General features: G+C 68.3%; 23 protein-coding genes. 7 read left to right on the forward strand and 16 right to left on the reverse strand.

Features of this window, described 5'->3' with window-relative positions; genetic code table 11:
- From ACFUEJ_RS13390 to ACFUEJ_RS13410, 5 genes are all read right to left on the reverse strand, one after another.
- The gene (locus tag ACFUEJ_RS13390; protein ID WP_388029883.1) at positions 1-438 is read right to left on the reverse strand and encodes a VOC family protein; all 438 of its coding nucleotides are present in this window, start codon (positions 436-438) and stop codon (positions 1-3) included.
- Between the two features lie 140 nt (positions 439-578).
- Positions 579-1,070 carry a peptide-methionine (S)-S-oxide reductase gene (locus tag ACFUEJ_RS13395; protein ID WP_388029885.1) on the reverse strand — a complete coding sequence of 164 codons (492 nt, stop codon included), beginning with the start codon at positions 1,068-1,070 and terminating at the stop codon, positions 579-581.
- A 7-nt stretch (positions 1,071-1,077) separates the two neighbouring features.
- On the reverse strand, positions 1,078-2,157 hold the full coding sequence (gene ychF, locus ACFUEJ_RS13400; protein ID WP_065631064.1) for a redox-regulated ATPase YchF: 1,080 nt from the start codon (positions 2,155-2,157) through the stop codon (positions 1,078-1,080).
- Between the two features lie 57 nt (positions 2,158-2,214).
- Positions 2,215-3,513: an AI-2E family transporter gene (locus tag ACFUEJ_RS13405; RefSeq protein ID WP_247449780.1), complete on the reverse strand. Its 1,299-nt coding sequence runs from the start codon at positions 3,511-3,513 to the stop codon at positions 2,215-2,217.
- Between the two features lie 84 nt (positions 3,514-3,597).
- Positions 3,598-3,936, reverse strand: a complete 339-nt coding sequence (locus tag ACFUEJ_RS13410) for a hypothetical protein (RefSeq protein ID WP_388029889.1) — start codon at positions 3,934-3,936, stop codon at positions 3,598-3,600.
- Between the two features lie 118 nt (positions 3,937-4,054).
- Between ACFUEJ_RS13410 and ACFUEJ_RS13415 the strand changes: the two genes are divergently transcribed.
- From ACFUEJ_RS13415 to ACFUEJ_RS13430, 4 genes are all read left to right on the forward strand, one after another.
- Complete coding sequence (locus tag ACFUEJ_RS13415; protein WP_388029892.1) at positions 4,055-5,608, forward strand: DNA-3-methyladenine glycosylase 2 family protein; 1,554 nt, start codon at positions 4,055-4,057, stop codon at positions 5,606-5,608.
- A gap of 84 nt (positions 5,609-5,692) precedes the next feature.
- Entirely contained in the window at positions 5,693-6,319 is a 627-nt protein-coding gene (locus tag ACFUEJ_RS13420) for a methylated-DNA--[protein]-cysteine S-methyltransferase (protein ID WP_068971855.1), read from the forward strand.
- Positions 6,320-6,376: 57 nt separating this feature from the next.
- Positions 6,377-7,630: a DNA recombination protein RmuC gene (locus tag ACFUEJ_RS13425; protein WP_058252555.1), complete on the forward strand. Its 1,254-nt coding sequence runs from the start codon at positions 6,377-6,379 to the stop codon at positions 7,628-7,630.
- A 4-nt stretch (positions 7,631-7,634) separates the two neighbouring features.
- A complete protein-coding gene (locus ACFUEJ_RS13430; RefSeq protein ID WP_058252472.1) occupies positions 7,635-8,537 on the forward strand; it encodes a DUF6542 domain-containing protein in 903 nt (300 codons plus the stop codon).
- A 3-nt stretch (positions 8,538-8,540) separates the two neighbouring features.
- Here ACFUEJ_RS13430 and ACFUEJ_RS13435 read toward each other — a convergent pair whose 3' ends face one another.
- The 6 genes from ACFUEJ_RS13435 to ACFUEJ_RS13460 form a co-directional block, all read right to left on the reverse strand.
- Complete coding sequence (locus tag ACFUEJ_RS13435) at positions 8,541-9,125, reverse strand: nucleosidase (RefSeq protein WP_388029896.1); 585 nt, start codon at positions 9,123-9,125, stop codon at positions 8,541-8,543.
- Positions 9,126-9,145: 20 nt separating this feature from the next.
- Positions 9,146-9,943, reverse strand: a complete 798-nt coding sequence (locus ACFUEJ_RS13440; RefSeq protein ID WP_388029899.1) for a fructosamine kinase family protein — start codon at positions 9,941-9,943, stop codon at positions 9,146-9,148.
- Positions 9,940-10,863 (reverse strand): SDR family oxidoreductase, encoded by a 924-nt coding sequence (locus ACFUEJ_RS13445; protein ID WP_068971852.1) that lies wholly within the window; start codon positions 10,861-10,863, stop codon positions 9,940-9,942. Before ACFUEJ_RS13445 ends, ACFUEJ_RS13440 begins: the two co-directional genes overlap by 4 nt.
- A 79-nt stretch (positions 10,864-10,942) precedes the next feature.
- Positions 10,943-11,965 carry an N-acetylmuramoyl-L-alanine amidase gene (locus ACFUEJ_RS13450; RefSeq protein WP_388029980.1) on the reverse strand — a complete coding sequence of 341 codons (1,023 nt, stop codon included), beginning with the start codon at positions 11,963-11,965 and terminating at the stop codon, positions 10,943-10,945.
- 197 nt (positions 11,966-12,162) lie between these two features.
- Complete coding sequence (locus tag ACFUEJ_RS13455) at positions 12,163-13,221, reverse strand: GTP-binding protein (RefSeq protein WP_065631072.1); 1,059 nt, start codon at positions 13,219-13,221, stop codon at positions 12,163-12,165.
- Positions 13,221-14,078 (reverse strand): rhodanese-related sulfurtransferase, encoded by an 858-nt coding sequence (locus ACFUEJ_RS13460; protein WP_388029904.1) that lies wholly within the window; start codon positions 14,076-14,078, stop codon positions 13,221-13,223. The genes ACFUEJ_RS13455 and ACFUEJ_RS13460 overlap by 1 nt, the downstream gene beginning before the upstream one ends.
- Before the next feature lies 1 nt (position 14,079).
- On the opposite strand from ACFUEJ_RS13460, the gene ACFUEJ_RS13465 reads away from it, so the two are divergent.
- The 3 genes from ACFUEJ_RS13465 to ACFUEJ_RS13475 all read left to right on the forward strand — a co-directional run bounded on the left by ACFUEJ_RS13465 (position 14,080) and on the right by ACFUEJ_RS13475 (position 16,649).
- A complete protein-coding gene (locus ACFUEJ_RS13465) occupies positions 14,080-14,901 on the forward strand; it encodes a hypothetical protein (protein ID WP_374193920.1) in 822 nt (273 codons plus the stop codon).
- Between the two features lie 265 nt (positions 14,902-15,166).
- Complete coding sequence (locus tag ACFUEJ_RS13470) at positions 15,167-15,511, forward strand: Lsr2 family protein (protein ID WP_058252466.1); 345 nt, start codon at positions 15,167-15,169, stop codon at positions 15,509-15,511.
- Between the two features lie 91 nt (positions 15,512-15,602).
- Complete coding sequence (locus tag ACFUEJ_RS13475) at positions 15,603-16,649, forward strand: PHP domain-containing protein (protein WP_388029907.1); 1,047 nt, start codon at positions 15,603-15,605, stop codon at positions 16,647-16,649.
- 37 nt (positions 16,650-16,686) lie between these two features.
- Here ACFUEJ_RS13475 and ACFUEJ_RS13480 read toward each other — a convergent pair whose 3' ends face one another.
- The 5 genes from ACFUEJ_RS13480 to ACFUEJ_RS13500 all read right to left on the reverse strand — a co-directional run bounded on the left by ACFUEJ_RS13480 (position 16,687) and on the right by ACFUEJ_RS13500 (position 21,313).
- On the reverse strand, positions 16,687-17,781 hold the full coding sequence (locus tag ACFUEJ_RS13480) for an LLM class flavin-dependent oxidoreductase (RefSeq protein ID WP_388029910.1): 1,095 nt from the start codon (positions 17,779-17,781) through the stop codon (positions 16,687-16,689).
- A gap of 24 nt (positions 17,782-17,805) precedes the next feature.
- Entirely contained in the window at positions 17,806-18,879 is a 1,074-nt protein-coding gene (locus ACFUEJ_RS13485; RefSeq protein ID WP_388029913.1) for an ABC transporter substrate-binding protein, read from the reverse strand.
- 32 nt (positions 18,880-18,911) lie between these two features.
- Positions 18,912-19,700: an ABC transporter ATP-binding protein gene (locus tag ACFUEJ_RS13490; protein WP_388029915.1), complete on the reverse strand. Its 789-nt coding sequence runs from the start codon at positions 19,698-19,700 to the stop codon at positions 18,912-18,914.
- A gap of 40 nt (positions 19,701-19,740) precedes the next feature.
- Positions 19,741-20,586 carry an ABC transporter permease gene (locus tag ACFUEJ_RS13495; protein ID WP_058252462.1) on the reverse strand — a complete coding sequence of 282 codons (846 nt, stop codon included), beginning with the start codon at positions 20,584-20,586 and terminating at the stop codon, positions 19,741-19,743.
- Between the two features lie 127 nt (positions 20,587-20,713).
- Positions 20,714-21,313, reverse strand: coding sequence for a DUF1707 domain-containing protein (locus ACFUEJ_RS13500; RefSeq protein WP_058252553.1), 600 nt, complete (start codon positions 21,311-21,313; stop codon positions 20,714-20,716).
- Between the last annotated feature and the right edge of the window lie 44 nt (positions 21,314-21,357).

The raw sequence follows: 21,357 nt of genomic DNA on the forward strand, positions 1-21,357 counted from the left end.
TCAGCCCGGCGAGAGTCGTTCGGCGAGCATCACGAGGATGTCGCTCGGCCCGCGCACGTAGGTCAGTTTGTACACGTCCCCATAGGTGGCGACGCCGCGCACGGGATGACACCCGTGCCGTGCCGCCACCTCGAGGGCCTCGTCGATGTCGTCGACCGAGAACGCGACGCGGTGCATCCCGATGTCGTTGGGCTGCGTGGGTGGCGTCTCGATGGCCTCGGGGTGGATGTACTCGAAGAGTTCGAGCCGCCCGTGACCGTCGGGGGTCTGCAGCATCGCCATCTTCACGTGGTTGCCGTCGAGCCCGACCGCCGTGTCGGCCCACTCCCCGCGGACCGTGTCCCGGCCGATGACGTCGAGACCGAGGTCGGTGAAGAAGGCGATCGCGGCGTCGAGGTCACGCACGGCGATGGCGACGTTCTCGAGTGTGATGGGCATGGAGGTCACGCTAGCAACGATGGGCGACGGCCATGAGCGTGTCGCGAGACCGTGCACGGCCGGCCGGCCGGGGATGGTCGGGCACTCGGCGCGGAGGGTTCACCAAGAGGTATCGCTGAGGGATACCCATTGCTGAACCGTCAGCCGCGGTACTTCGTCAGCAGCTCCTGCGAAAGGTGGCACGCGCTCTCCGGAAACCGCGCGAGCCGATCCTGGTGCTCGTCGGCGCTACGGACGTAGTTCGTCAGCGGGAGCACCTCGACGGCGATGCGATCCGCATCGGCCCGCGCACCGATGAAGAGTCGCGCCTGGTCGAGGTGCTCGGGCCGGTCGGAATACACACCGGTGCGGTACTTCTCGCCGACGTCGGGCCCCTGTCGGTTCACGCTGTACGGGTCGATGATCTCGAAGAGATACGAGACCAACTGCTCGACGCTCACGACAGCCGGATCGAACCGAGTCCGCACGCATTCGGCGTAGCCGTCGTACTCACCGTCGAGGGTGTGGCTCGTGCCGTTGGCCCGGCCGGCCTCGGTGAAGGTCACCCCCGGCAGCGTCGCGACGAATGCCTGCACACCCCACAGGCAACCGCCCGCGAGGTAGAGCTCCTCGTTCGGCGGCACGGACGTCATCGCTTGTCTAGACGTTGAACCGGAACTCGACGACGTCACCGTCTTTCATGACGTAGTCCTTGCCCTCCATGCGCACCTTGCCGGCGGACTTGGCCGCGGCCATCGAGCCGGCGGCGTCGAGGTCGTCGAAGGAGACGATCTCGGCCTTGATGAAGCCCTTCTCGAAGTCGGTGTGGATGACACCGGCCGCCTTGGGCGCGGTGTCGCCCTGGTGGATGGTCCAGGCACGGGATTCCTTGGGGCCGGCCGTGAGGTAGGTCTGCAGGCCCAAGGTGTGAAAACCGGCGCGCGCCAACGAGGTCAGGCCCGGCTCGTCCTGCCCGATCGAGTCGAGCAGCTCCTGGGCGTCCTCCTCGTCGAGTTCGAGGAGTTCGCTCTCGACCTTGGCGTCGAGGAACACCGCGTCGGCGGGTGCGACGGCGGCGCGCAGCTCCGCCTTACGGGCGTCGTCGGTGAGCACACCCTCGTCGGAGTTGAAGACATAGAGGAACGGCTTCGCGGTCATCAGGTGCAGCTCGCGCACCGACGCCAGGTCGAACGAATCCTTCTGCGAGAACAGTGTTTTGCCGGTGTCGAGGATCTCCTGCGCCTTTTTGGCGGCAGCGAGGGTCTCGGCCAGGTCCTTGTTCTTGCGCGCGTCTTTCTCCAGACGCGGGATGGCCTTCTCGAGCGTCTGCATGTCGGCCAGGATCAGCTCGGTCTCGATGACCTCGATGTCGGCGAAGGGATCGACGCGACCGTCGACGTGGACGACGTCACCGTCGTCGAAGACCCGGACCACCTGGCAGATGGCGTCGGCTTCGCGGATGTTGGCGAGGAACTGGTTGCCCATGCCCTCACCTTCCGACGCACCCTTCACGATGCCGGCGATGTCGACGAAGGACACGGTGGCGGGCAGGATCCGCTCGCTGCCGAAGATCTCTGCGAGGCGGCCCAGGCGGCTGTCCGGCAGTTCGACCACGCCGACGTTCGGCTCGATCGTCGCGAACGGGTAGTTCGCCGCGAGGACGTCGTTACGGGTCAGGGCATTGAACAGGGTCGACTTACCGACGTTGGGCAGACCGACGATTCCCAGGGTGAGACTCACGGGCGCCCAGTCTATCGGCAGGCTGCGCGACGCCCGGCGGGGCGTCGGTCCAAGGAGTCAGTCTCTGTCGAGCAAACCCTTCACCGGATTCGGGGGATCCTTCGGCGGGTCATCGTTCGGAACACCGACCTGGGTCGTGACCGGTGTGTTCGCGGGTGGTAACGACTCGCCGGCCCGCTCGGCGATCTGCTCGTTCAGGTAGCGGAGCACCACGGCGAGCGAGGCCACCGCGGGAACCGCGAGGAACGCGCCGGTGATGCCGAACAACGTGCCGCCCAGGGTCACCGACAGCAGCACGATCACCGCGTGCAGATCCATCGACTTCGACTGCAGCCACGGCTGGAGCACGTTCCCCTCGAGTTGCTGCACCGCGAGGATGATGCCCAGCACGATCAGGGCCGTGGTCAGACCGTTGGACACGAGTGCGATCAACACCGCGAGGGCGCCGGCGACGAAGGCACCCACGATCGGGATGAATCCGCCGAGGAAGGTGATGACCACCAACACAGACGCCAACGGGACGCCCAGGATGAACAGACCGAGACCGATCAGCGCGGCGTCGACGAAACTCACGATCGCCTGTGTGCGGATGAAACCGCCGAGGCTGTTCCACATGCGGGTCAGCACCTCACCGAGGTGGTTGCCCGAGGGCTTTCCGACGGTGCGGTCGAGCCACGGCACGAACTTCGGACCGTCCTTGAGGAAAAAGAACACGAGCACGAGCGATGTGAACATCGTGATCAGGACGGACGTCGCCGTTCCGACGCCGCTGAACACACCCGCCGCGATGGTCGACGCGCTCGACTGCAGGCGATCGGTGATCGTGTTGACCATGTTGTCGAGTTGCTGGTCGTCGACGTTCAGCGGCGGACCCTGCACCCAGTCCTGCAAGCGCTCCACACCATCGGTGGCACGGCTCGCGAGCTCGGGCGCCTGGTCGACGACCGACGGGACGATCAGCCCGATCACACCGGCCAGCGCACCGAGCCCGATGAGCATCATCAGGAACGACGCCGCGGCGGCCGGCACGCCCTTGTTGCGCATCCACCGCACCGGCGGCCACAGGATCGTGCACGCGATGATGGCCAGGAGGACCGGCAAGAGGATCACCCAGAACTTGCCGAGCAACCAGAACAGCACCCACAGCGCGGCGGCCACCAACACGATCTGCGCGCCGACCGTCGCGCACGACCGCAGGCCGGTCATCATCACCTGGAGCCGGGTCGGATACGTCTTCTCACCGCCGCCGAGCACCGCATCGCCGCCGAGGACGGCGTCGGCACCGACCTTGGTGGTGTCTGGTCTTGCGTCGGCGGACGAGTCGTCCGCGCGCTGATCGTCCGAGCTGTCGGTCACCCGAGGATCCTCACACATCGGCATGACAATGCGACATCGACGCGGCGACGGTCGTACGAACATGTGGTCCGTCCGACGACATGATCAGCGGCGGCGGAATTTCCGTCCGAGGTAGCGAACCAGCGAGTTGATGGCCTCGAGTTCGGCGTCGACCTGGTTGAAGACGACCGGGGTGTCGTCGCGCCCGGCTGGCCCGGCGTCCGATCGCGGCGGGGGCTCGGCCGACGACGGAGCGCATTCGGCGGCCGGGGCGACCCGCTCGACCCGCGCCGTGATGCCGAGCTCGGTTTCCTCGGCGCAGGCACGCCTGATCGTCTCCGGGCCGTAGAGGCCCATCATCATCTCCAGCCCCCACGCGGGGAGTCCGGACAGGGACTGGTCGTCGTGCCGACTTCTGCGGCGGCCATCGAACCGGGTGGTCATGGCGCCATGCTGCCACAGACATGTAACCCAGATCACACTTTTCGTCCGCTCAGTGGGATGCCGTCGCGATGTCCGATTCCCGCCAGACCGGGACGTCGACGGATGACACAGTGGACGGGTGAGCACAGGCACCGCAACAGAACCCGACACCGGGGGTTTCGCGCCGGACTTCGACCGGTGTTATCGCGCAGTGCAGGCCCGCGACGCCCGCTTCGACGGTCAGTTCTTCGTCACGGTCCGCACCACCGGCATCTACTGCCGTCCGTCGTGTCCGGCACAGACCCCCCGACCCGCCAACGTGGCGTTCGTCCTCACCGCGGCGGCCGCCCAGCAGCAGGGTTTCCGTGCTTGCCGACGCTGCGCACCCGACGCCGTTCCGGGGTCCCCGCTGTGGAACATCAACGCCGACATGTCGGCTCGCGCGATGCGGCTCATCGCCGACGGCGTCGTCGAGCGCGAAGGGGTCGACGGACTCGCGGCGCGTCTGAGGTATTCACCCCGGCACCTCACCCGCGTGCTGACCCGGCATCTCGGAGCCGGGCCGCTCGCGCTCGCCCGAGCACATCGCGCCACCAACGCCCGCGTGCTCATCCAGTGCACGACGATGCCGATGACCGACGTCGCGTTCGCCGCCGGATTCGCCAGCGTGCGCCAGTTCAACGACACCGTCCGCGCCGTTTTCGGGCTCACCCCCACCGAGCTTCGACGCCTGCACAGCCGTAGGAAGGATGCGATAGGCACCGATTCCGCCCCGGGAAGCGTCACCCTGCGCCTGCCGTTCCGCGCGCCGTATCGGTGGCCGTGGATGCGCTGGTTCCTGGACGCGCACGCCGTGGCCGGGGTCGAATCCGTCGTCGACGCCCCGGACAGTCCGCACGGCTGGCGTTACCGCCGGGTCCTCGCCTTACCCCACCGAACGGCGACGGCGGAGGTGGAGCCGCACGACGACCACGCCGTCGTCGCCCTCCACGGACTGGACATGCGTGACGTGGGGGTCGCGGTCAACCGGATCCGGCGTCTGCTCGACCTCGACGCCGACATCACCGCGGCCGAGGACGCACTGGCCGCCGACGCCACGATGCAGCGGCTGCTGCGCCAGGCGCCGGGCCTCCGTGCGCCCGGCAGCCTCGACCCGGCCGAGACGATCATCCGGACCATGCTCGGTCAGCAGGTGAGTCTCGCCGCCGCGCGCAACCAGGTGAACCGGCTCGTCGAGGCCCTCGGCGAACCGGTCGGCGACGCCTTCGCCACCCCGTCCGAGACGGCGACGACAGTCGACGGTCCGGCGTCGAAGTCCTTCCCGACGCCGGGTGTCATCGCCGCCCGTGGACACGAGGTCCTCCGCGGCCCGCGGCGGCGGATCGATGCCGTGATCGGCGTCGCGGCGGCACTCACCGAAGGTCGGGTGGAACCGCATGTGGGGGTCGATGCGTCTGATCTTCGTGCCCAGCTTCTCGAGTTGCCCGGCATCGGCCCCTGGACCGCCGACATCGTCACGATGCGAGTCACCGGCGATCCCGACGTCCTGCTCACGAACGACCTCGTGGTCGTCCGGGCGGCCGCCGACCTCGGGATCGATCTGCGGGACACGCGGCACTGGGCACCGTGGCGCTCGTACGCGACCATGCACCTGTGGCGACACCGACTCGACGCCGCCGGACAGGCCGTGTGACGAGCAGTGAGCAGACTCCGACGACCGGCATCTCGTAGCGATCTCTCTTCCGATCACATCCCCAGCGATCCGCAAGGAGCGACAATGTCCGCACCGACCACCACCACCGCCACCTCCGGGTCCGACACCCCCGAACCGGGGAGTGACCGAACCATCGGCCGCACAACGACAGTCGGCAGTTATGCCACCGTCGCCACTCCCAACGGGGCGTTCACCGTCGTCGCCGATCCCGACCACCGGGTCCTGGCGTCGGGGTGGACCGACGACCCCGCTTACCTGACGGCGCTCGTGCACCGCGCGCTACGACCGGAATCGATCCAGCCATCGGCCGCGCTCGGCGCCATCACCGACGCCGTGTCGGCGTACTACGACGGCGATCTCGCCGCGCCGTCGCGGATTCCGGTCGTCCAACGTTCCGGCGGGACCTTCCTCGGTCCGGCCTGGGACGCCCTGCGCCTGGTCGAGGCCGGGAACCCCGTCACCTACACCCGCTTCGCCGAACTGGCCGGCCAGCCGGCGGCGGTCCGGGCCGCGGCAGCCGCCTGCGCGCGAAACGCAGCTGCCCTGTTCGTGCCCTGCCACCGGGTGAAGCGCAGCGACGGAAGCCTCGGCGGTTTCCGCTACGGCCTGCCCACCAAGCAGTGGCTGCTCGACTTCGAGGCCGGCGCGCGGAGCGGCCCGGACGAGCGGAGCGGTTCCGACGACCGATAGTGCCCGTCGCCCGCGGTCCGGCCGAACTTGTCGGGGGTGTCCGACACCATCGACGACATGACTGCTGCCGCCCTCTCGCTCGTCGTCGGCCTCGCCCTGGGGATCGCCCTGGGCTGGTGGGCGCACGCCGCTCGCAGTGCCGCGACCGTGGCGGCGGCTCGCGCCGAGGTGGAGATGCTGCGCGCCGCCCGCGACGACGTCGCGTCCTCGTTGTCGTGGGCCACCGAGGACGCGGCACGCCGGCAGTCGTCGGCGATCGGCAGCTCGGTTGCGCACATCGTCGAGCCGTTGCGCGCCAACCTCGCCCAGCTCGCCGACGAACTGCGCCGGGTCGAGAACAACCGGATCGGCGCGTACGCCGGACTGACCGAGCAGGTGCGCGGGATCCACTCGGCGTCGATCGCGCTCAACGACCAGACCCGCCAGCTGGCCAACGCGTTGCACAGCCCGCACGCCCGCGGCCGATGGGGTGAGGTCCAGCTCGAGCGCGTGGTCGAGCTCGCCGGCATGACCAAGCATTGCGACTTCAGCACCCAGGTGTCGGTCACCGACCCCTCCGATCCGAACGGTTCGGGAAACGGCCGGGGTGCCACGACGCTGCGGCCGGACCTCGTCGTCCACCTCGCCGGCGGCCGCGACATCGTCGTGGACGCCAAGGTGCCCCTCGACGCCTACCTGCGGGCGGCCGAGGCCACCGACACGTCCGTTCGCGACAAACTCATCCGCGAACATGCTCGCGCCCTGCGCGCGCACATCGCACGACTGTCCGCGAAGTCCTACTGGTCCGCCTTCGACAACACACCGGAGATGGTGGTGCTGTTCGTGCCCGGCGACGTCGTCCTGGAAGCCGCCGCCCGCACCGACCCCGACCTGCTCGAGTTCGGCTTCGCACGCAACGTCGTCATCGCCACCCCGACCACCCTCATCGCATTGCTACGGACCGTCGCACTGGGATGGCGTCACGATGCGATGGCTCGCGACGCCGCGGTCATCCACGACCTCGGTCTGCAGCTCCATCAGCGGCTCGCCGGGGTGCTCACTCACCTCGGCACCCTCGGCACATCGCTGCAGCGCACGGTCGACGCCTACAACTCGACGATCGGTTCGGTGGACAGTCGCCTCGGCGTCACCGCACGCCGGTTGGCCGAGCTCGACGCCCTGGGCGACGTCCCGGACGCCCCACGACCACCGGTGATCCACGACACCTGCCGCCCGGCGGGGCCGACCGCCCGGCCTGGGACGGCGCCGGAGGCGGCATCGACGCCCCGGTCCGGGGGTGAAACGATTTCTGTCGAGGACCCGGTACCGTGACCATGTGCCTTCCCCGCAACGTCTCCAAACCGCGGTACCACTGGACCGGCAGTCGGTACTGCCCGCGGTCCGCGGTGTGCCGTGGTGGGGCGCCGTTCTCCTGGCCACCGGGATCACGGGCCTCGGTGCGGCCATCGACGCCGGCAGCAACGATTCGCTGGGCTCGATCTACAAGTTCTGCTACCTCGTCGGATGTGTGATCGCCGCGCTGGCGGTGCGTCGTCGTGCCCTGTTCACCGCCGCCGCGCAGCCCCCGCTCATCGCCTTCTTCGTCAGCATCGTCACGCTGTACGGACTCAATTCCGAGCAGGCGTCGTCGGGACTGAAGAGCCTCGTCTTCAATGTCCTGCTCCCCATTGCGGCGGACTTCCCCTGGATGTTGACGACGTTCCTCGTGACCCTGGGGATCGTGCTCGCCCGGTGGTTCCTGACCCGCGAGGCCGCCGAGCCGGCGAAACGCCGGGCCGCGGGTCGCGACAAGGCGGGCCGGACGCCCCCGAGCAGGTCCGCGGCCGGGAGCGGCGATGCCGACCGGCCCTCGGGCCGCGCGGCAACGCATCGTCGCGCCAAGGGAGCCGGCTCGTCCGGAGCCGCCACCGAGGCCCCGTCGGCGTCTCCCGAGAAGAACCGATCGGCAGCGCAGTCTTCGCCGTCGACCAAGGCCGCGCCGGGATCGCGGGCGAAACCGCGTTCGACCGGCGCTCCGGACCGGCCGTCCGCGACGTCCCGCTCGGCGACGAAGGGTTCTCGTACCGCAACGGGCGCGCCGCGACCGACGGTCGCCGACCTCGCGGCCCCCGACCTCACGCCGTCGGACGCCACGCCCGCGCCGCGACGCCCGGACATCCCGACGTACGAGTCGGCAACCGACATCCCCCCGGCCGGAGTCGCCGACACGCGGTCCTGAGCCTCAGCTCGCGACGTTGCGTTCCAGCCAACGCCCCAGCCGACGCGCTGCGGCGTCGACGAGCGCGGGCCACTCGATCGCACCCTCGTCCGCGTTGTCGGTGACCGCCTTGATCAGGCGGCAGGGCACGCCGAACTCGGCACTCACGTGGGCGACCGCGCATCCCTCCATGTCGACGAGGTGGGCATGCCGGGCGAGTTCGCGCCGACGAACCGGATCCGCGACGAAGGTGTCCCCGGACGCCAGCACCGTTCCGTCGCCGCCGGGTAGCTCCCAGCGGTCGGTCATCTCATAACCCATCGCCCGTAGTTCGGCGCTGCTGATGTCGTGCTCGAGCACGGCCGACGGGAGGAACAGACCCAACTCGGCGTCGCCGCTCACACCGTCGCGCAGGGCCCCCGCGGTACCGATGTTGATGACCTCGGAGACCGGCGCCCCGCCGGCGAGTTCCCGGCTCAGCGCCATCGTCGCGCGCACCTTGCCGATGCCCGTCACGAGCACCCGCATCCCGGGCGGCACATGTCTGGCCTCGGCCCGCGTCGCCGAGACGACGAGGACACCGGGTCGGGGCAGCGCGTTGTGAGTCACGCCGACGATTATGGCGTGTGTCAGCCGCGGGCGAGCGCGGCGGACGCCCGCGCCGCGCGGCCCAGCGACGAGCCGTATCCGGGTCCGTGGCCGGCCGCGTGCACGGCGAGCGGATGCAATTGGTGGACGTCGACGCGGTCCTGCCAGCCGGGGACGAGCGGGTGCTCGTCTCGATAGCCGTCGAGGACCGCATCGAGGTGCGGGCACCCGAACAGTGCGAGCATCGCCAGATCGGTCTCCCGGTGACCGCCGTGCGCGGCCGGGTCGATCATCACGACGCCCCGCGGAGTCCACATCACATTCCCGTTCCAGAGGTCGCCGTGGATGCGTGCCGGCCCCTCGTCGTCGTCGAACACGCCGTCCGCGATCAGGGCACATGCGTCGCGGACCGCGTCCTCGTCCTCGGTCGTGAGGTTCCCGGCCGCGCGTGCCGGGGCCAGATACGGTTCCACCCGTTCCCGGACATAGAACTCACCCCACGACCGGTATTCGACCGGGCTCAACTCTCGGCGACCGATGAACAGCTGACCGGAGAACGGTGTTTCGTCCGCATCGGCAGGCGGGGAACCGAACTGCGGGGCGCCGGCGTCGTGCATCCGAGCGAGCGCGGCCCCGAACTCCCGTGCCGCTCCGGGCGATGGCCGACCGCGTTCGAGGCGTTCGAGCTCGATGGCGTCTTCGCTCACCGAGATCACTTGTACGACAGGCGCTCCCGACGCCGACAGCCAGCGCAACCCGGCGGCTTCGGCCGCGAAGAAGTCGGGATGACCGCCCCGCGGGCCGCTCTCGCGCAGCGTCTTGGTGAAGGCGGGACTCACCGGGAGGAATGCTCGTCGGTCGCCGTCGCCTCGAGACTCTTCGCACTCACTCGCGCGAGCCGGTCGAAACGATCGTTGGCGACTCGCATCGCGATCTCGTACGGCAGTGCGAACTTTCGCGCCCACCAGTACCCGAACCGGATGTCGAACGAGGTGTAGACCATGAAGCGGTTCTTGCGAATCCCGGTCAGGATCGCCGCCGCCGCCACGTCGGGCGACACCGCGACCTTGTGGAATCCGTTGATGGCGGCCTTGACCCGCGGGTTCTCGCGGTCGATGCCGACGATCTCCACGGAGTCGACCAGCGGCGTGTCCACCCCGCCGGGACATACCAGGGACACCCCGATCCCGTGACGCCGCAGATCGAATCGAAGAACCTCCGACACGCCCCGCAGCCCGAACTTGCTGGCGCTGTATGCGGCGTGCCAGGGCAGCGCCAGCAGTCCGGCGGCCGACGACACGTTCACGATGTGCCCGCCGCGCCCCCGTCGGATCATCTGCGGCACAAAGCTTTCGATGATGTGGATCGGCCCCATCAGGTTGACGTCGACCAGCTTCCGCCAGTGCCGGTGTTCGAGATTCTCCACCGTTCCCCACGCCGAGATCCCGGCGATGTTCATCACCACGTCCATGACGCCGACCTCGGCGTCGACCTGGCGGGCGAACCCGGCCACCCAGTCGAAGTCCGAGACGTCCCCGGCCACGTGGTAGAGGACCGTTCCGTCGGCCGCGGTGATGGCCGCGACGACCTCGTCGAGCTGATCCGCGTGCAGGTCGGTGAGCACCAGTTCGGCGCCCCGGGCAGCGGCGGCCTGGGCGGTGGCCCTGCCGATTCCGCTCGCCGCACCGGTGATGAGGACCTTGCGGCCACGCAGCGACGGCACCGGGGTGTCCATGAACAGCAGCTCTCTGAGACCCATGACGCGAGGTTAGCCGTCCGCCGCGGCGGACCTCAGCCGATCGACGGATCGCCCGCCGGGTCCGGCCGCGCAGGCGACGTCAACCGATCGGCAGCTTCCCGTCGAAGAGTCCGTACACGATGGTGAGCATCGCCTTGAGTACCTGTGCGGACACGTCCTGGCCCTGGGTCATCAGCAGCCGCGCCACGGCTTCGGGGTCCTCGGTGGCGAGGAGCTGCTCGACGAAGGGGATGACCGAGGACAGTCCGCTGGCGTCGTCCGTCGGCACCGACGGCGCCGGGCCCGCTCCGGTCGCGGCGTTCCCGTTGACGTAGTTCAGGATTCCGTCGGTGATCGCCATGGCGTACTTGACCTGACCGTCCCGGCCGGCAAGCGCCTGGGCCTCACCGGGGTTGGCGAGGTTGCCCATCTCGATGAACACCGCCGGGACCTTGGTCAGGTTCACCGCGGCGATGTCGGGACGGGTCTGGATCCCGTCGCGGACGCCGGCGTAGTTCGCCGAGGGGAACCCGGCCTTGACGAAGGCGTCGCGCATCGTGGTCGAGGCCTTGCGTCCCTCGCCGGACTGCACGCGGTCGACGGTGGCATCCGGGACCGGCAGCGACGGCACGATCATGTGGAAGCCCTTCTTGGACTCGTCGGCTCCCCGCGCCGTCGAGTCGGCATGCAGGCTGACCGCGACCGCGGCTCCGGAGCGACTGGCCGCGGCGGCGCGTTCGTCCACACAACCGCCCCACCCGGTGTCGTCCGGCCTGCTCAGGACCACACGAGCCCCCTGGCTCTCGAGGCCGGCCTTCACGAGTTGCCCGATCTGCCAGTTGACCGTGTGCTCCTTGGCGCCGTTCACACCGGACGCGCCGCTGGTCTGGCAGTCCTTCTTGCCACCGCGCCCGTCCGGCACCTGTGCCCTGAGGTCGTGACCGGCGGCCGAGGCCTGGTGACCGGGGTCGAGGAAGATCGTCTTCCCCGCCAGTGCCGTCCCGCGGGCGGGGGCCGCTTCGGCGGGTGCCGCGACCACGTTCGAGGCGACCGCCATCGACGTGGCGGCCACCATGGCGAAGCCGATCGTGGCAAGGCGTTGGGCTGTCGTCTTTCGGAACATTGCGCTGTCGAGGCCGCGACGCGCCGAGGCGCTGGTCACTTGCCTCACTCCCTCCCGTTGAGTACCACTGGTCACACTGGTCACAGACATAACAGTGAAACAAACGAATGCGGGATTCCGAAATGGTCGTCCTGGGAGAACGGCATTTCGTTAGGGAGCTGTGACCTCTCCGATCGGCGTGTCGAGCGTGTCGCGGGTCAGTCCGTCAGGTGCCGCAGGATTCCGAGGATGCCGTTCTCGTCCGCAGCGTCCTCCGGTCGGGCGACGGCGGCCTCCAGCTCGGCGCGCACGGCCGCCTCGTCGAGACCGCGCCCGATCGCCACGAGTTCGGTGGCCGGACGCCGCCCTTCCCAGGATTCGCGCATCACGCGCACGAAGCCGCCGACTCCGTGCACGACGAACCGCTGCCGATGCCTCGGTACGTCGAAATGGACGATTCCCTTGATCCGGAAACACCCATTGGGCGGACGTTCGAGAAATCGCGCCAGGCGCCGCGGATCCATCGGCCGGTCACTGGAGAACGACACCGACTCGTATTCAGCGTGCAGATGCTCGTGGTCAGCGTGACCCGCGTCGTCGAGCAGCAACTCGTCGAAAGCCATCTGGCCGGACCGAGCCTGCGCGACGTCGCGCTGAACGACATCGAACAGGAGCGCCGGATCGATCGCGGCATTCCGGGTCGCCACCCGCGGTGCGGTCGCATTGAGTTGTGCGACAAGCTCTTCGACGACGCGCCGGGACTCATCCGGGATCAGGTCGACCTTGTTGACGAGCACGAGGTCGGCGATCGCGACGTGCGAGTCCAGCTCCGGATGCGTACCGCGCACCTCCTCGACGTGCGCGGCGTCGACCACATAGACCAGTCCGCCGTAGCGGAGTCGGGCGTCCGCCACCGACGTCACCATCCGGATGAGCGCTTTGGGTTCGGCGATCCCGCTCGCCTCGATCACGATGGCGTCGATCCCAGCGCTCGGACGAACCAGCGAGGTGAGCGCGTTCGCGAGGCCGTCGGCGTCGACGGTGCAGCACATGCACCCGTTCCCGAGGCTCACCGTGCCGTCCGCCTGCGCCGAGACGAGCAGCGCGTCGATGTTCACCTTGCCGAAGTCGTTGACCAGCACGCCCAGACGGGTGCCGGTGCGCCCGGCAGACCGCAACAGATGATTGAGCAGTGTCGTCTTTCCCGAACCCAGATACCCGGCCACCACGACGACCGGAACCGGACCGCGGCGATCGGGGGTCTTCGCAGCGCTCATCACCGGCGGTCGGGTTCCAGACAGTCCGCACAGATCACGGCGAGGTCGCGGCCGTCCCGATCGGGGTGATTGGCGACATTGCTCGTCGGACGACGGCATTCGACGCAGCGGCCGAGCACCTCCGCGTGGTCGGAGAACTCCATGCCCATGCGGTCGTCGAAGACGTAGAGCGAACCCTGCCAGAGCCCGTCGTCGCCGTACCGCTCGCCGTAACGCACGATGCCACCGTCGAGTTGGTAGACCTCGGCGAACCCGCGGTTCCGCATCACCGTGCTGAGGACCTCGCAGCGCACGCCGCCCGTGCAGTACGTGACGATCGGCCGGTCCTTGAGATGATCGAACGCGCCGCTCTCGATCAACGGCACGAAGTCCCGGGTGGTCCGCACCTTGGTCGTGACCGCGCCGGCGAATCGCCCGACCTCTGCCTCGATCTCGTTGCGCCCGTCGAAGAAGACCACGTCGTCGCCGCGGGCGTCCACGAGCTCGTGCACCTGCTCCGGACTCAGCCGGGTTCCGGTGCCGACGACCCCGTTCTCGTCGACCTCGATCTCGTCCGGAACCCCGAAGGTCACGATCTCGGGCCGGACGCGCACGCTCAACCGCGGGAAGTCCCGGCCCGTGCCGTCGGACCATTTGATGTCCGCCCCCGCGAACCCGGGGTACGCGCGGGTCGTCCTGACGTAGCGTTTGACCGCGGCGATGTCGCCACCGACGGTGCTGTTGATCCCGTGGCGTGACACGATGATCCTGCCCCGGACCCCGAGCGACTCGCACACCGCCAGCTGCCACAACCGGATGGCCTCGGGATCGGGCAGCGGAACGAAGACGTAGAACAGGACGATCTTGGGGGTCGGCACAGTGCAAGGGTACGGAAATCGGCGACCCCGCCCCGAATCCACATCACGGTCCCGCGACCGCCGATTCCTGCGCGTGATCTGCGCAACCGCGGCAATCGGGACTCTGACCGTTTCGGTCGCACTCGCCGGATGCTCCCTGCCGTCGGACTCCGGCCCGTCCCGAATCGTCATTCCGCCCACCGACGAGTTGTCGACGGTGACCGAAATCGAGTCCTCGTCGACGACATCGACCACCGGCGAGGACTCGGCGCGGAATCTGCCCGACTGGACAATCGGGCGAGTCGTCGCAATGGCACCACGCGTCGACAACTCGCGTTTCCACCAGGGCTCGGTGACGGAGGATTCGCCGCTGCAGGACTCGTCCGGTTTCCATTTCTCGACGCCGGATCGGGCGGTGAATTGCTCGACCGGTACCAACGGTTCGTCGGCCCTCGCCTGTCGGATCGATGAGGATGCGGACGACGATTCCTCGGCGGAACGCCCGTCGTCCGACTCGGGCGCCTGCGACTGGGCCCGCGATTACGCCGTCCTGGGACCGGATGGACCGCAGCGCGGTGCGTGCGCCAATCGATATCCCGTTCTGTATCGCAGTTCGATTGTCGACTTCGGTCGCACAATTTCGATATCACGATTTTCTTGTCTCGTTGAGACCGTCGGTATGTTCTGTCTCGAATCGCGTTCTCAATCAGGATTCGCAATCACCCCGAACGGTTACCAAACCATCTATGCAGCAGATCGGGCGCCCGAAGCGTTGGTGAGCGTGTCGCCCGAGGAATCGGACGAATCGTCCCGGCGGACGACCGGGGCTGTGCCCACGAGCTAGACCACACCTACTTCGAACCGGTCCGCCACTGCGCGTAACCCGCCGTCGAGACCAGCATGGATCCGACTTGTCAACAAACGGACGTGTCTCGACTTCCCTAACGCTATTCAATGATTTATGGTCTAGGCGGGGGTTCTCAGCAAGTACTCATGGTTTGAGTCTAAGCTGTGCACTGTTGGAATAGATCAAAACGGGGGGACGCAGGTTTTCGGGCCTTGCACGTCCGTCTTGGTCGGATGACACAATTCGAGGGGACAAGCAATTCATGGCGAAAAAGGAAATCGTTCAGGTCATCGACGATCTCGACGGTAAGGTGCTGGATCAGTACGAAACCGTCCGGTGGTCACTCGATGGAAAGAACTACGAGTTCGACACTTCGTCGAAGCACGCGCAGCAATTCCGCGATTCGCTGTCGAAGTACCTCGACATCTCCCGCCAGACCGGTCGCGTGACCAAGCGCACCGCAACGGCGTCGACTGCGACCGGGGGCGGACGCAACAAGGAGACCACCAAGGCGATTCGTGAGTGGGCCATCCGCGAAGGTTACGAACTGAGTGATCGCGGTCGCATCCCGCAGAGCATCATCGAGGCCTTCGAAGCCGCACACTGATCGGTCAGTCCTGACCGTCATCACACATGAGATCTGTTGCCCGGCCGCCTTTCGCGGGCCGGGCAACAGGCGTTGAAAGGGCTGTTCGCCGATGAGGCCCCTGACCCCGCTGTCGGCTCCGGTGGACCCGATTCGCGCACTCGAGCGCATCTCGTGGCTGCTCGAGCGTCGTCGGGAGAGCACGTACCGCGTGGAGGCCTTCCGCCGCGCCGGGCAGGCGGCCGCCGGACTCGACCCGTCCGAGCTACACGCACGGGCTGTCGCCGGCACTCTCACCGCGATCAAGGGAATCGGCAAGACCACTGCGGCGGTCATCGCCGAGGCCGCCGACGGTGAGCTACCGGGGTACCTCGCACGTTTGCAGGCCGAAGATCCACCCCTCGCCCCCGACGGCGCCGAGGGCCTCGTCGAGGCCGTTGTCGGCGACCTGCACGCCCACACCGACTGGAGCGACGGCGGGGCGCCCATCGACGAGATGGCCGCGGCTGCGGAGGCCTCCGGCCACGACTGGCTCGCGATCATCGACCACTCGCCGCGCCTCACGGTCGCGAACGGACTGAGCCCGGAACGGCTCGCCGCCCAGATCGAGGCGATCGACAACTGGAACACCGGTCACAGCAGCCACTTTCGTCTCTTCCGTGGAATCGAGATCGACATCCTCGACGACGGCACGCTCGATCAGACCGACGAGATGATCGCCCGACTCGACGTCGTGACCGCATCCGTGCACTCAAATCTGCGCATGGCGCACGACGCCATGACCGACCGGCTCATCGCCGCGGTCTCCGACCCACGGGTGCACGTCCTCGGCCACTGCACAGGCCGGCGAGTGCTGAGCGGCCGGGGCCACCGCCCACCCTCGACCTTCGACGCCGAGGCCGTGTTCGCCGCCTGCGCGGCCCACGACACCATCGTGGAGATCAACTCCCGTCCGGAGCGGGTCGACCCGCCCGACGAACTGATCGAGATCGCCGACGACGCGGGCTGCCTGTTCGCGATCGACTCCGACGCCCACGCACCCGGGCAACTCGACTTCAAGATCCTCGGCGCGCGGCGGGCCGTCGACCACGGCATCGCCCCCGACCGGATCGTCACGACATGGTCGTCGGACCGGTTGTCGGAGTGGCTCGCCCGCTGACCTGTCCCGCTGGGCCCGAGCGGCCCAGAACGTGCTGTCAGCTCAGGGCCTCGACCCGGGCCCGGATCACCGGCAGCACACCTTCGGCGAACCAGTGCGCTTCCTCGATGTGCGGATAGCCCGACAGGATGAAGTGGGAGAAGCCCTCGGATTCGTACTCGCCGATCAGCGCCGCGACCTCGTCGTAGCTGCCGACGAGCGCGGTGCCGGCTCCCCCACGGATGAGCCCGACCCCCGCCCACAAGCCGGGATGGATCTCGAGCGCATCGCGACGTCCGCCGTGGAGTTCGGCCATCCGACGCTGACCGGTCGACTCCGAGACCGAGTGCAGGGCGAACGCGGTCTCGATCTCGTCGTCGGAGATCCCCTGCAGCAGTGTGTCGGCGACCCGCCACGCCTCCTCGGAGGTCTCGCGGGCGATGACATGCAGCCGCACACCGTATTCGAGAGACCGGCCGACCCTCTCGGCGCGTCGCGCCACCTCCGCGATCTTCTCTCCGGCCACCGCCGGCGGCTCGCCCCACGTGAGGTAGACCTGGGCACGCGAGGCCGCAACGGTCAGTGCCGGGTCCGACGACCCGCCGAAGTAGATCCGCGGTGGATCGGTCGGCGGATCCGCGAGGAACGCCCCGGCGATCTGGTAGAACTCGCCGTCGAAGTCGACGGTCTCTCCGGACCAGAGCCGGTCGACGATCTGCACGAACTCGTCGGTGCGCGCGTAACGGCGGTCGTGGTCGACCCAGTCACCGAACCGGCGTTGCTCGACCTCGTCACCGCCGGTCACGATGTTGACCGCGATCCGTCCACCCGAGAATCGCTGGAGCGTCGCCGCCTGCTGTGCGGCCAGGGTCGGCGAGATCAGCCCGGGGCGGAATGCGACGAGGAAGGTCAACTGCTCGGTGTGGGTGATCGCGGCGGCCGTGGTCATCCACGCGTCCTCACACCAGGTTCCGGTCGGGGTCAGGACACTCTCGTAGCCGAGCCGATCGGCGGTGCGTGCGACATCGATCAGGTACGGCAGGTCTGGCGCACGGTAACCCGGAGGGTGCCGTTTCGTCGCCGATGCATGTGAGGCTCCGACGATCCCGCGGCTGTCACCGGCGGTCGGAAGAAACCAATGGAAATGGCTCATGGGCGTGGTCCCTTTCTCGCACCTCTAGGACTGGGGCGTGCCGAACAGCGGTGCCAGGGCCTCGTCGTAGCGGTTGTCGACGAACGTCGCGAAGTCGACCTGCCCCTGGAGTTGCCCGGAGTCGGCGAAGGCATCGGCGAGCTCCTGCTCCGACGCCACGACGCTGTCGTCGAGTGCGATCGCGGGTCGGAGGCTGCGGCCCTGGGCGATCGCGCCGGCCCGCGGGTCGATTCCGACCTCGGCGGAGTACTGCTCGGCCCACTCTTCCGGGTTGGCCTCGGCCCAGTTGGCGGCCCGCGCGATCCCGAGCGCCAGTTCCCGTACCGCGGTGTTGCGACGCGGGTCGGCCAGCGCCTCGTCGCCCGCGATCCCGAAACCGTAACCGTTCGAGACGCCTTCGGCCGTGACGAGCGTCTTCGGGTTGTTCTCGAGCTGGACGATCGCGGTGTACGGGTCCCAGATCGCCCATGCGTCGACGTTGCCGGAGGTGAACGCGGACAACGCATCCGCGGGCTGCAGGAAGACCGGCTCGACGTCCTTGCCGGGCCCCAGGGTCAGATTCACCTTGTTCAGTTGCAGCAGCAGATGTCCGTGTGCCGAGCTGCCCTTCGCCACGGCGACCTTCTTGCCCCTGAGGTCGGCGACCGAGGCCAGTGTCGACGTTCCCGGGATCAGGATCGCGTCGCCGCTGGCGTTGTTCGCGTACCCGGTGACGATCTTGACCTTCGCGTTCGCCGCGGCGCCGAAGATGGGCGGCGTGTTCCCGGTGACCGCGAAGTCGATCTTGCCTGCGGTGGCGGCCTCGATCTGCGGCGGGCCGGAGGTGAAGGTGGAGAATTCGATGGTGAACGGGAGCTTCTCGAGTTCGCCCGAGGCGCGCAGTAGGGCTTCGGTGCCGCCCTTCTGGTCTCCGACTCGGAGGGTCAGGTCCTGCAGTGAGGCGACGTCGACCGTCTCGTTCGCGATCGATTCGGCGGTGTCCTCCCGCTGCACACAGCCCGCGAGGCCCAGGGTCAGGGCGGCGGTGGCCAGCACGGCGGCGAGCACGCGGCGCCGTCGGGGCCGGGATGCGCGCACGGAAAGATGGTGGTGTGTCATCGAGATCGGCTTTCGGTCAGGGAACGGGAGGGTCAGCGCGCCGGATCGGCGACGCCGAGTGCGGTCAGCAATTCGGCTCGCAGGCGCGGGATCTCGGAGTCGGGGTCATCGGCGTCGCCGGTCTGACGTGGACGGGGCACGGCGAGATCTTCGACGATCTCGCCACCGGCCAGGACGACGACGCGGTCGGCCAGCCGCAACGCCTCGTCGACGTCGTGGGTGACGAGGAGTGCACCGAACCCGTTGTCGCGCCACAGCGAGATGAGCAGTTCGTGCATCGTGCGCCGAGTGAGGGCGTCGAGTGCACCGAACGGCTCGTCGAGCAGCAGCAGTTGCGGACGGGCCACGAGCGCACGGGCGAGCGAGACCCGTTGCGCCTGACCACCCGAGAGTTGCGCGGGCCACGCAGCCGTCTTGTCGCTCAGGCCGACCTCGCCGAGGGTGCGGCGCGCGCGTTCGCGGGCCTGTGACTTGCCGACCTTCTCGCGCACGAGGCCGAAGGCGACGTTCTGTAAGACGGTGCGCCAGGGGAAGAGTCGCGGTTCCTGGAAGGACACCGCCGGGTGACCGGCGGTCCGGACGCTGCCCGACTCGGTCTGCGACAGGCCCGCCAGCAGGCGAAGCAGCGTCGACTTGCCGCTGCCGCTGCGTCCGATGAGCGCGACGATCTCGTGCGCCCCGACCCGTAGGGTAACGTCCCGCAACACGATATTGTCCCCGTAGCTCAGGCTCGCGTTCTCGACTTCCGCGGCGTATCCGGCGGGGTCGACCAGGTCGTCGGCGGACGGGACCTCGAGATCTCGGGTGGCGATGGCGGTCATGGTAGGGCCTCCTGGACTCGGTATGTGCGGGTTGGGGGCGTCACCGGTTCTGGTATCGGGTCGTGTAGCGCTCCAGCGCACGCACGATGGCGTCGGTGATCAAACCCAGTGCGGCGTAGACGATCAGGCCGAAGAAGATGATGTCGGTGCGGAGGAAGTCGCGCGCGTTGTTGATCAGGTATCCCAGCCCGGACGTGGCCGCGATCTGCTCGGCGACGATGAGGCTGAGCCATGCGATCGCCAGGGCCTGGCGCAGACCGACCAGGATCTGCGGCATGGCACCCGGGATGATGAGATCGCGGATGGTGGTCAGCCGCGAGAAGCCCAGCACGCGAGCGGTTTCCACCAGGCGGCCGTCGATCTGGCGAATCGCGGCGGAGGTGTTCAGGTAGAGGGGGAACAGCGCGCCGAGGGACACGAGCAGCACCTTGGGCATCTCGCCGATGCCGAACCACAGGATGAACAACGGGATCAGACCGAAGAGCGGAAGTGCGCGTATAGCCTGCATGTTCGGGTCGATGGCCGAGTCGGCGAACTTGCTCAGGCCGACCAGCAGGCCCAGACCGATCCCAACCGCGACGCCGATCGTCAGTCCGATCGCGACCCGCTGCGCCGACGCCGCGATGGCGTCGAGGAGTTGTCCGTTGTTCAGGACCTCCCACCCGGCCTCGGCGATCAGCGACGGTGCGGGCAGCTTGTCCTGCGGGATGATCCCCAGTGCGCTGCCCACCTGCCAGAGCACGAGAACGGCGATGGGTGACAGCGCGCGCAGGATGGTGTGCAGCCGGGACGACCGGCCCGCCTTGGCCGATGGGGAGTCGGACGACCCCGGGTCCACCGCCCGCGGATCGCCGGGCGCGCTGATACTGAGTGTTCGGTCGGCCACGTGCGGCAACGTTACGAATCGGGAAACACTCGCGACACCGTTGAGTTCAGCGTGAGCACAAGTAGGAAACCCGCCCAGCGTTCGCGTAACGGCGAGCGGTCAGCCCCGGTCGATACCGTTCGATGCGTCAGCTCCGTTTGATGACGATGCCGGTCATCCCCGACGCCGACCCCGTCAGCTCGATCACCGGTCCGCCCGGACGCGTCGGTGCGCCGGCCTTGTCCTTCACCTTCGACCATCCGGATAGTTGGAGGTCGCCGTACCTTATCTCCTGATCGGGGCCGATCCGGAGCTTCACCGTGGTGATGGAGACCTGCAGCTGCAGGATCGTCGACGGCCCGGGGAACGTCGCATGGGTGAAGTCCATGTCGACGGTGCCCATGCTGCCGGTGACCAGCGTCGACGGCGGAACATGCCACGTGCCCTTGCGTCGAACCGTCTCCCACTCGGCCGCGAGGTGCACGGGCCCGGCCGAAGGGACGGCGACGGCCGGGGTCGCGGCTACGGCCTGGCCCGGCTCGTTGAACAGGCGACCGGCGTTCGGCAGGTGTTCCAGGACGGCTCGCAGGTCTGCGCGGGTCTTGGCGGCGTACACCAGACCGGACCGGTCCTCGAACTCCGCGATCTCCAGATATCCCGACGAGAAGGCGTCGTTGAGAAGAGTCACGGCCCGTTCGCGTTCCGGGTTTCCGACCCGTAGATCGTCGTCGGGGAGGCGGTCGACCATACCTGCCACCTTATGGCACCCGCGCTGGGTGGGTTTTCGCAGCA

This window comes from Gordonia sp. NPDC057258, from assembly GCF_042668985.1.
GTDB lineage: Bacteria > Actinomycetota > Actinomycetes > Mycobacteriales > Mycobacteriaceae > Gordonia > Gordonia hongkongensis.

What these genes read in the sequence shown, in the direction of transcription:
- ACFUEJ_RS13445 (WP_068971852.1), bottom strand. Translation starts at nt 10,863, where the DNA reads ATGGGTCTCAGAGAGCTGCTGTTCATGGACACCCCGGTGCCGTCGCTG.
- ACFUEJ_RS13485 (WP_388029913.1), bottom strand. Translation starts at nt 18,879, where the DNA reads ATGACACACCACCATCTTTCCGTGCGCGCATCCCGGCCCCGACGGCGC.
- ACFUEJ_RS13410 (WP_388029889.1), bottom strand. Translation starts at nt 3,936, where the DNA reads ATGACCACCCGGTTCGATGGCCGCCGCAGAAGTCGGCACGACGACCAG.
- ACFUEJ_RS13470 (WP_058252466.1), top strand. Translation starts at nt 15,167, where the DNA reads ATGGCGAAAAAGGAAATCGTTCAGGTCATCGACGATCTCGACGGTAAG.
- ACFUEJ_RS13490 (WP_388029915.1), bottom strand. Translation starts at nt 19,700, where the DNA reads ATGACCGCCATCGCCACCCGAGATCTCGAGGTCCCGTCCGCCGACGAC.
- ACFUEJ_RS13500 (WP_058252553.1), bottom strand. Translation starts at nt 21,313, where the DNA reads ATGGTCGACCGCCTCCCCGACGACGATCTACGGGTCGGAAACCCGGAA.
- ACFUEJ_RS13420 (WP_068971855.1), top strand. Translation starts at nt 5,693, where the DNA reads ATGTCCGCACCGACCACCACCACCGCCACCTCCGGGTCCGACACCCCC.
- ACFUEJ_RS13390 (WP_388029883.1), bottom strand. Translation starts at nt 438, where the DNA reads ATGCCCATCACACTCGAGAACGTCGCCATCGCCGTGCGTGACCTCGAC.
- ACFUEJ_RS13395 (WP_388029885.1), bottom strand. Translation starts at nt 1,070, where the DNA reads ATGACGTCCGTGCCGCCGAACGAGGAGCTCTACCTCGCGGGCGGTTGC.
- ACFUEJ_RS13450 (WP_388029980.1), bottom strand. Translation starts at nt 11,965, where the DNA reads ATGTTCCGAAAGACGACAGCCCAACGCCTTGCCACGATCGGCTTCGCC.
- ACFUEJ_RS13455 (WP_065631072.1), bottom strand. Translation starts at nt 13,221, where the DNA reads ATGAGCGCTGCGAAGACCCCCGATCGCCGCGGTCCGGTTCCGGTCGTC.
- ACFUEJ_RS13425 (WP_058252555.1), top strand. Translation starts at nt 6,377, where the DNA reads ATGACTGCTGCCGCCCTCTCGCTCGTCGTCGGCCTCGCCCTGGGGATC.
- ACFUEJ_RS13475 (WP_388029907.1), top strand. Translation starts at nt 15,603, where the DNA reads ATGAGGCCCCTGACCCCGCTGTCGGCTCCGGTGGACCCGATTCGCGCA.
- ACFUEJ_RS13480 (WP_388029910.1), bottom strand. Translation starts at nt 17,781, where the DNA reads ATGAGCCATTTCCATTGGTTTCTTCCGACCGCCGGTGACAGCCGCGGG.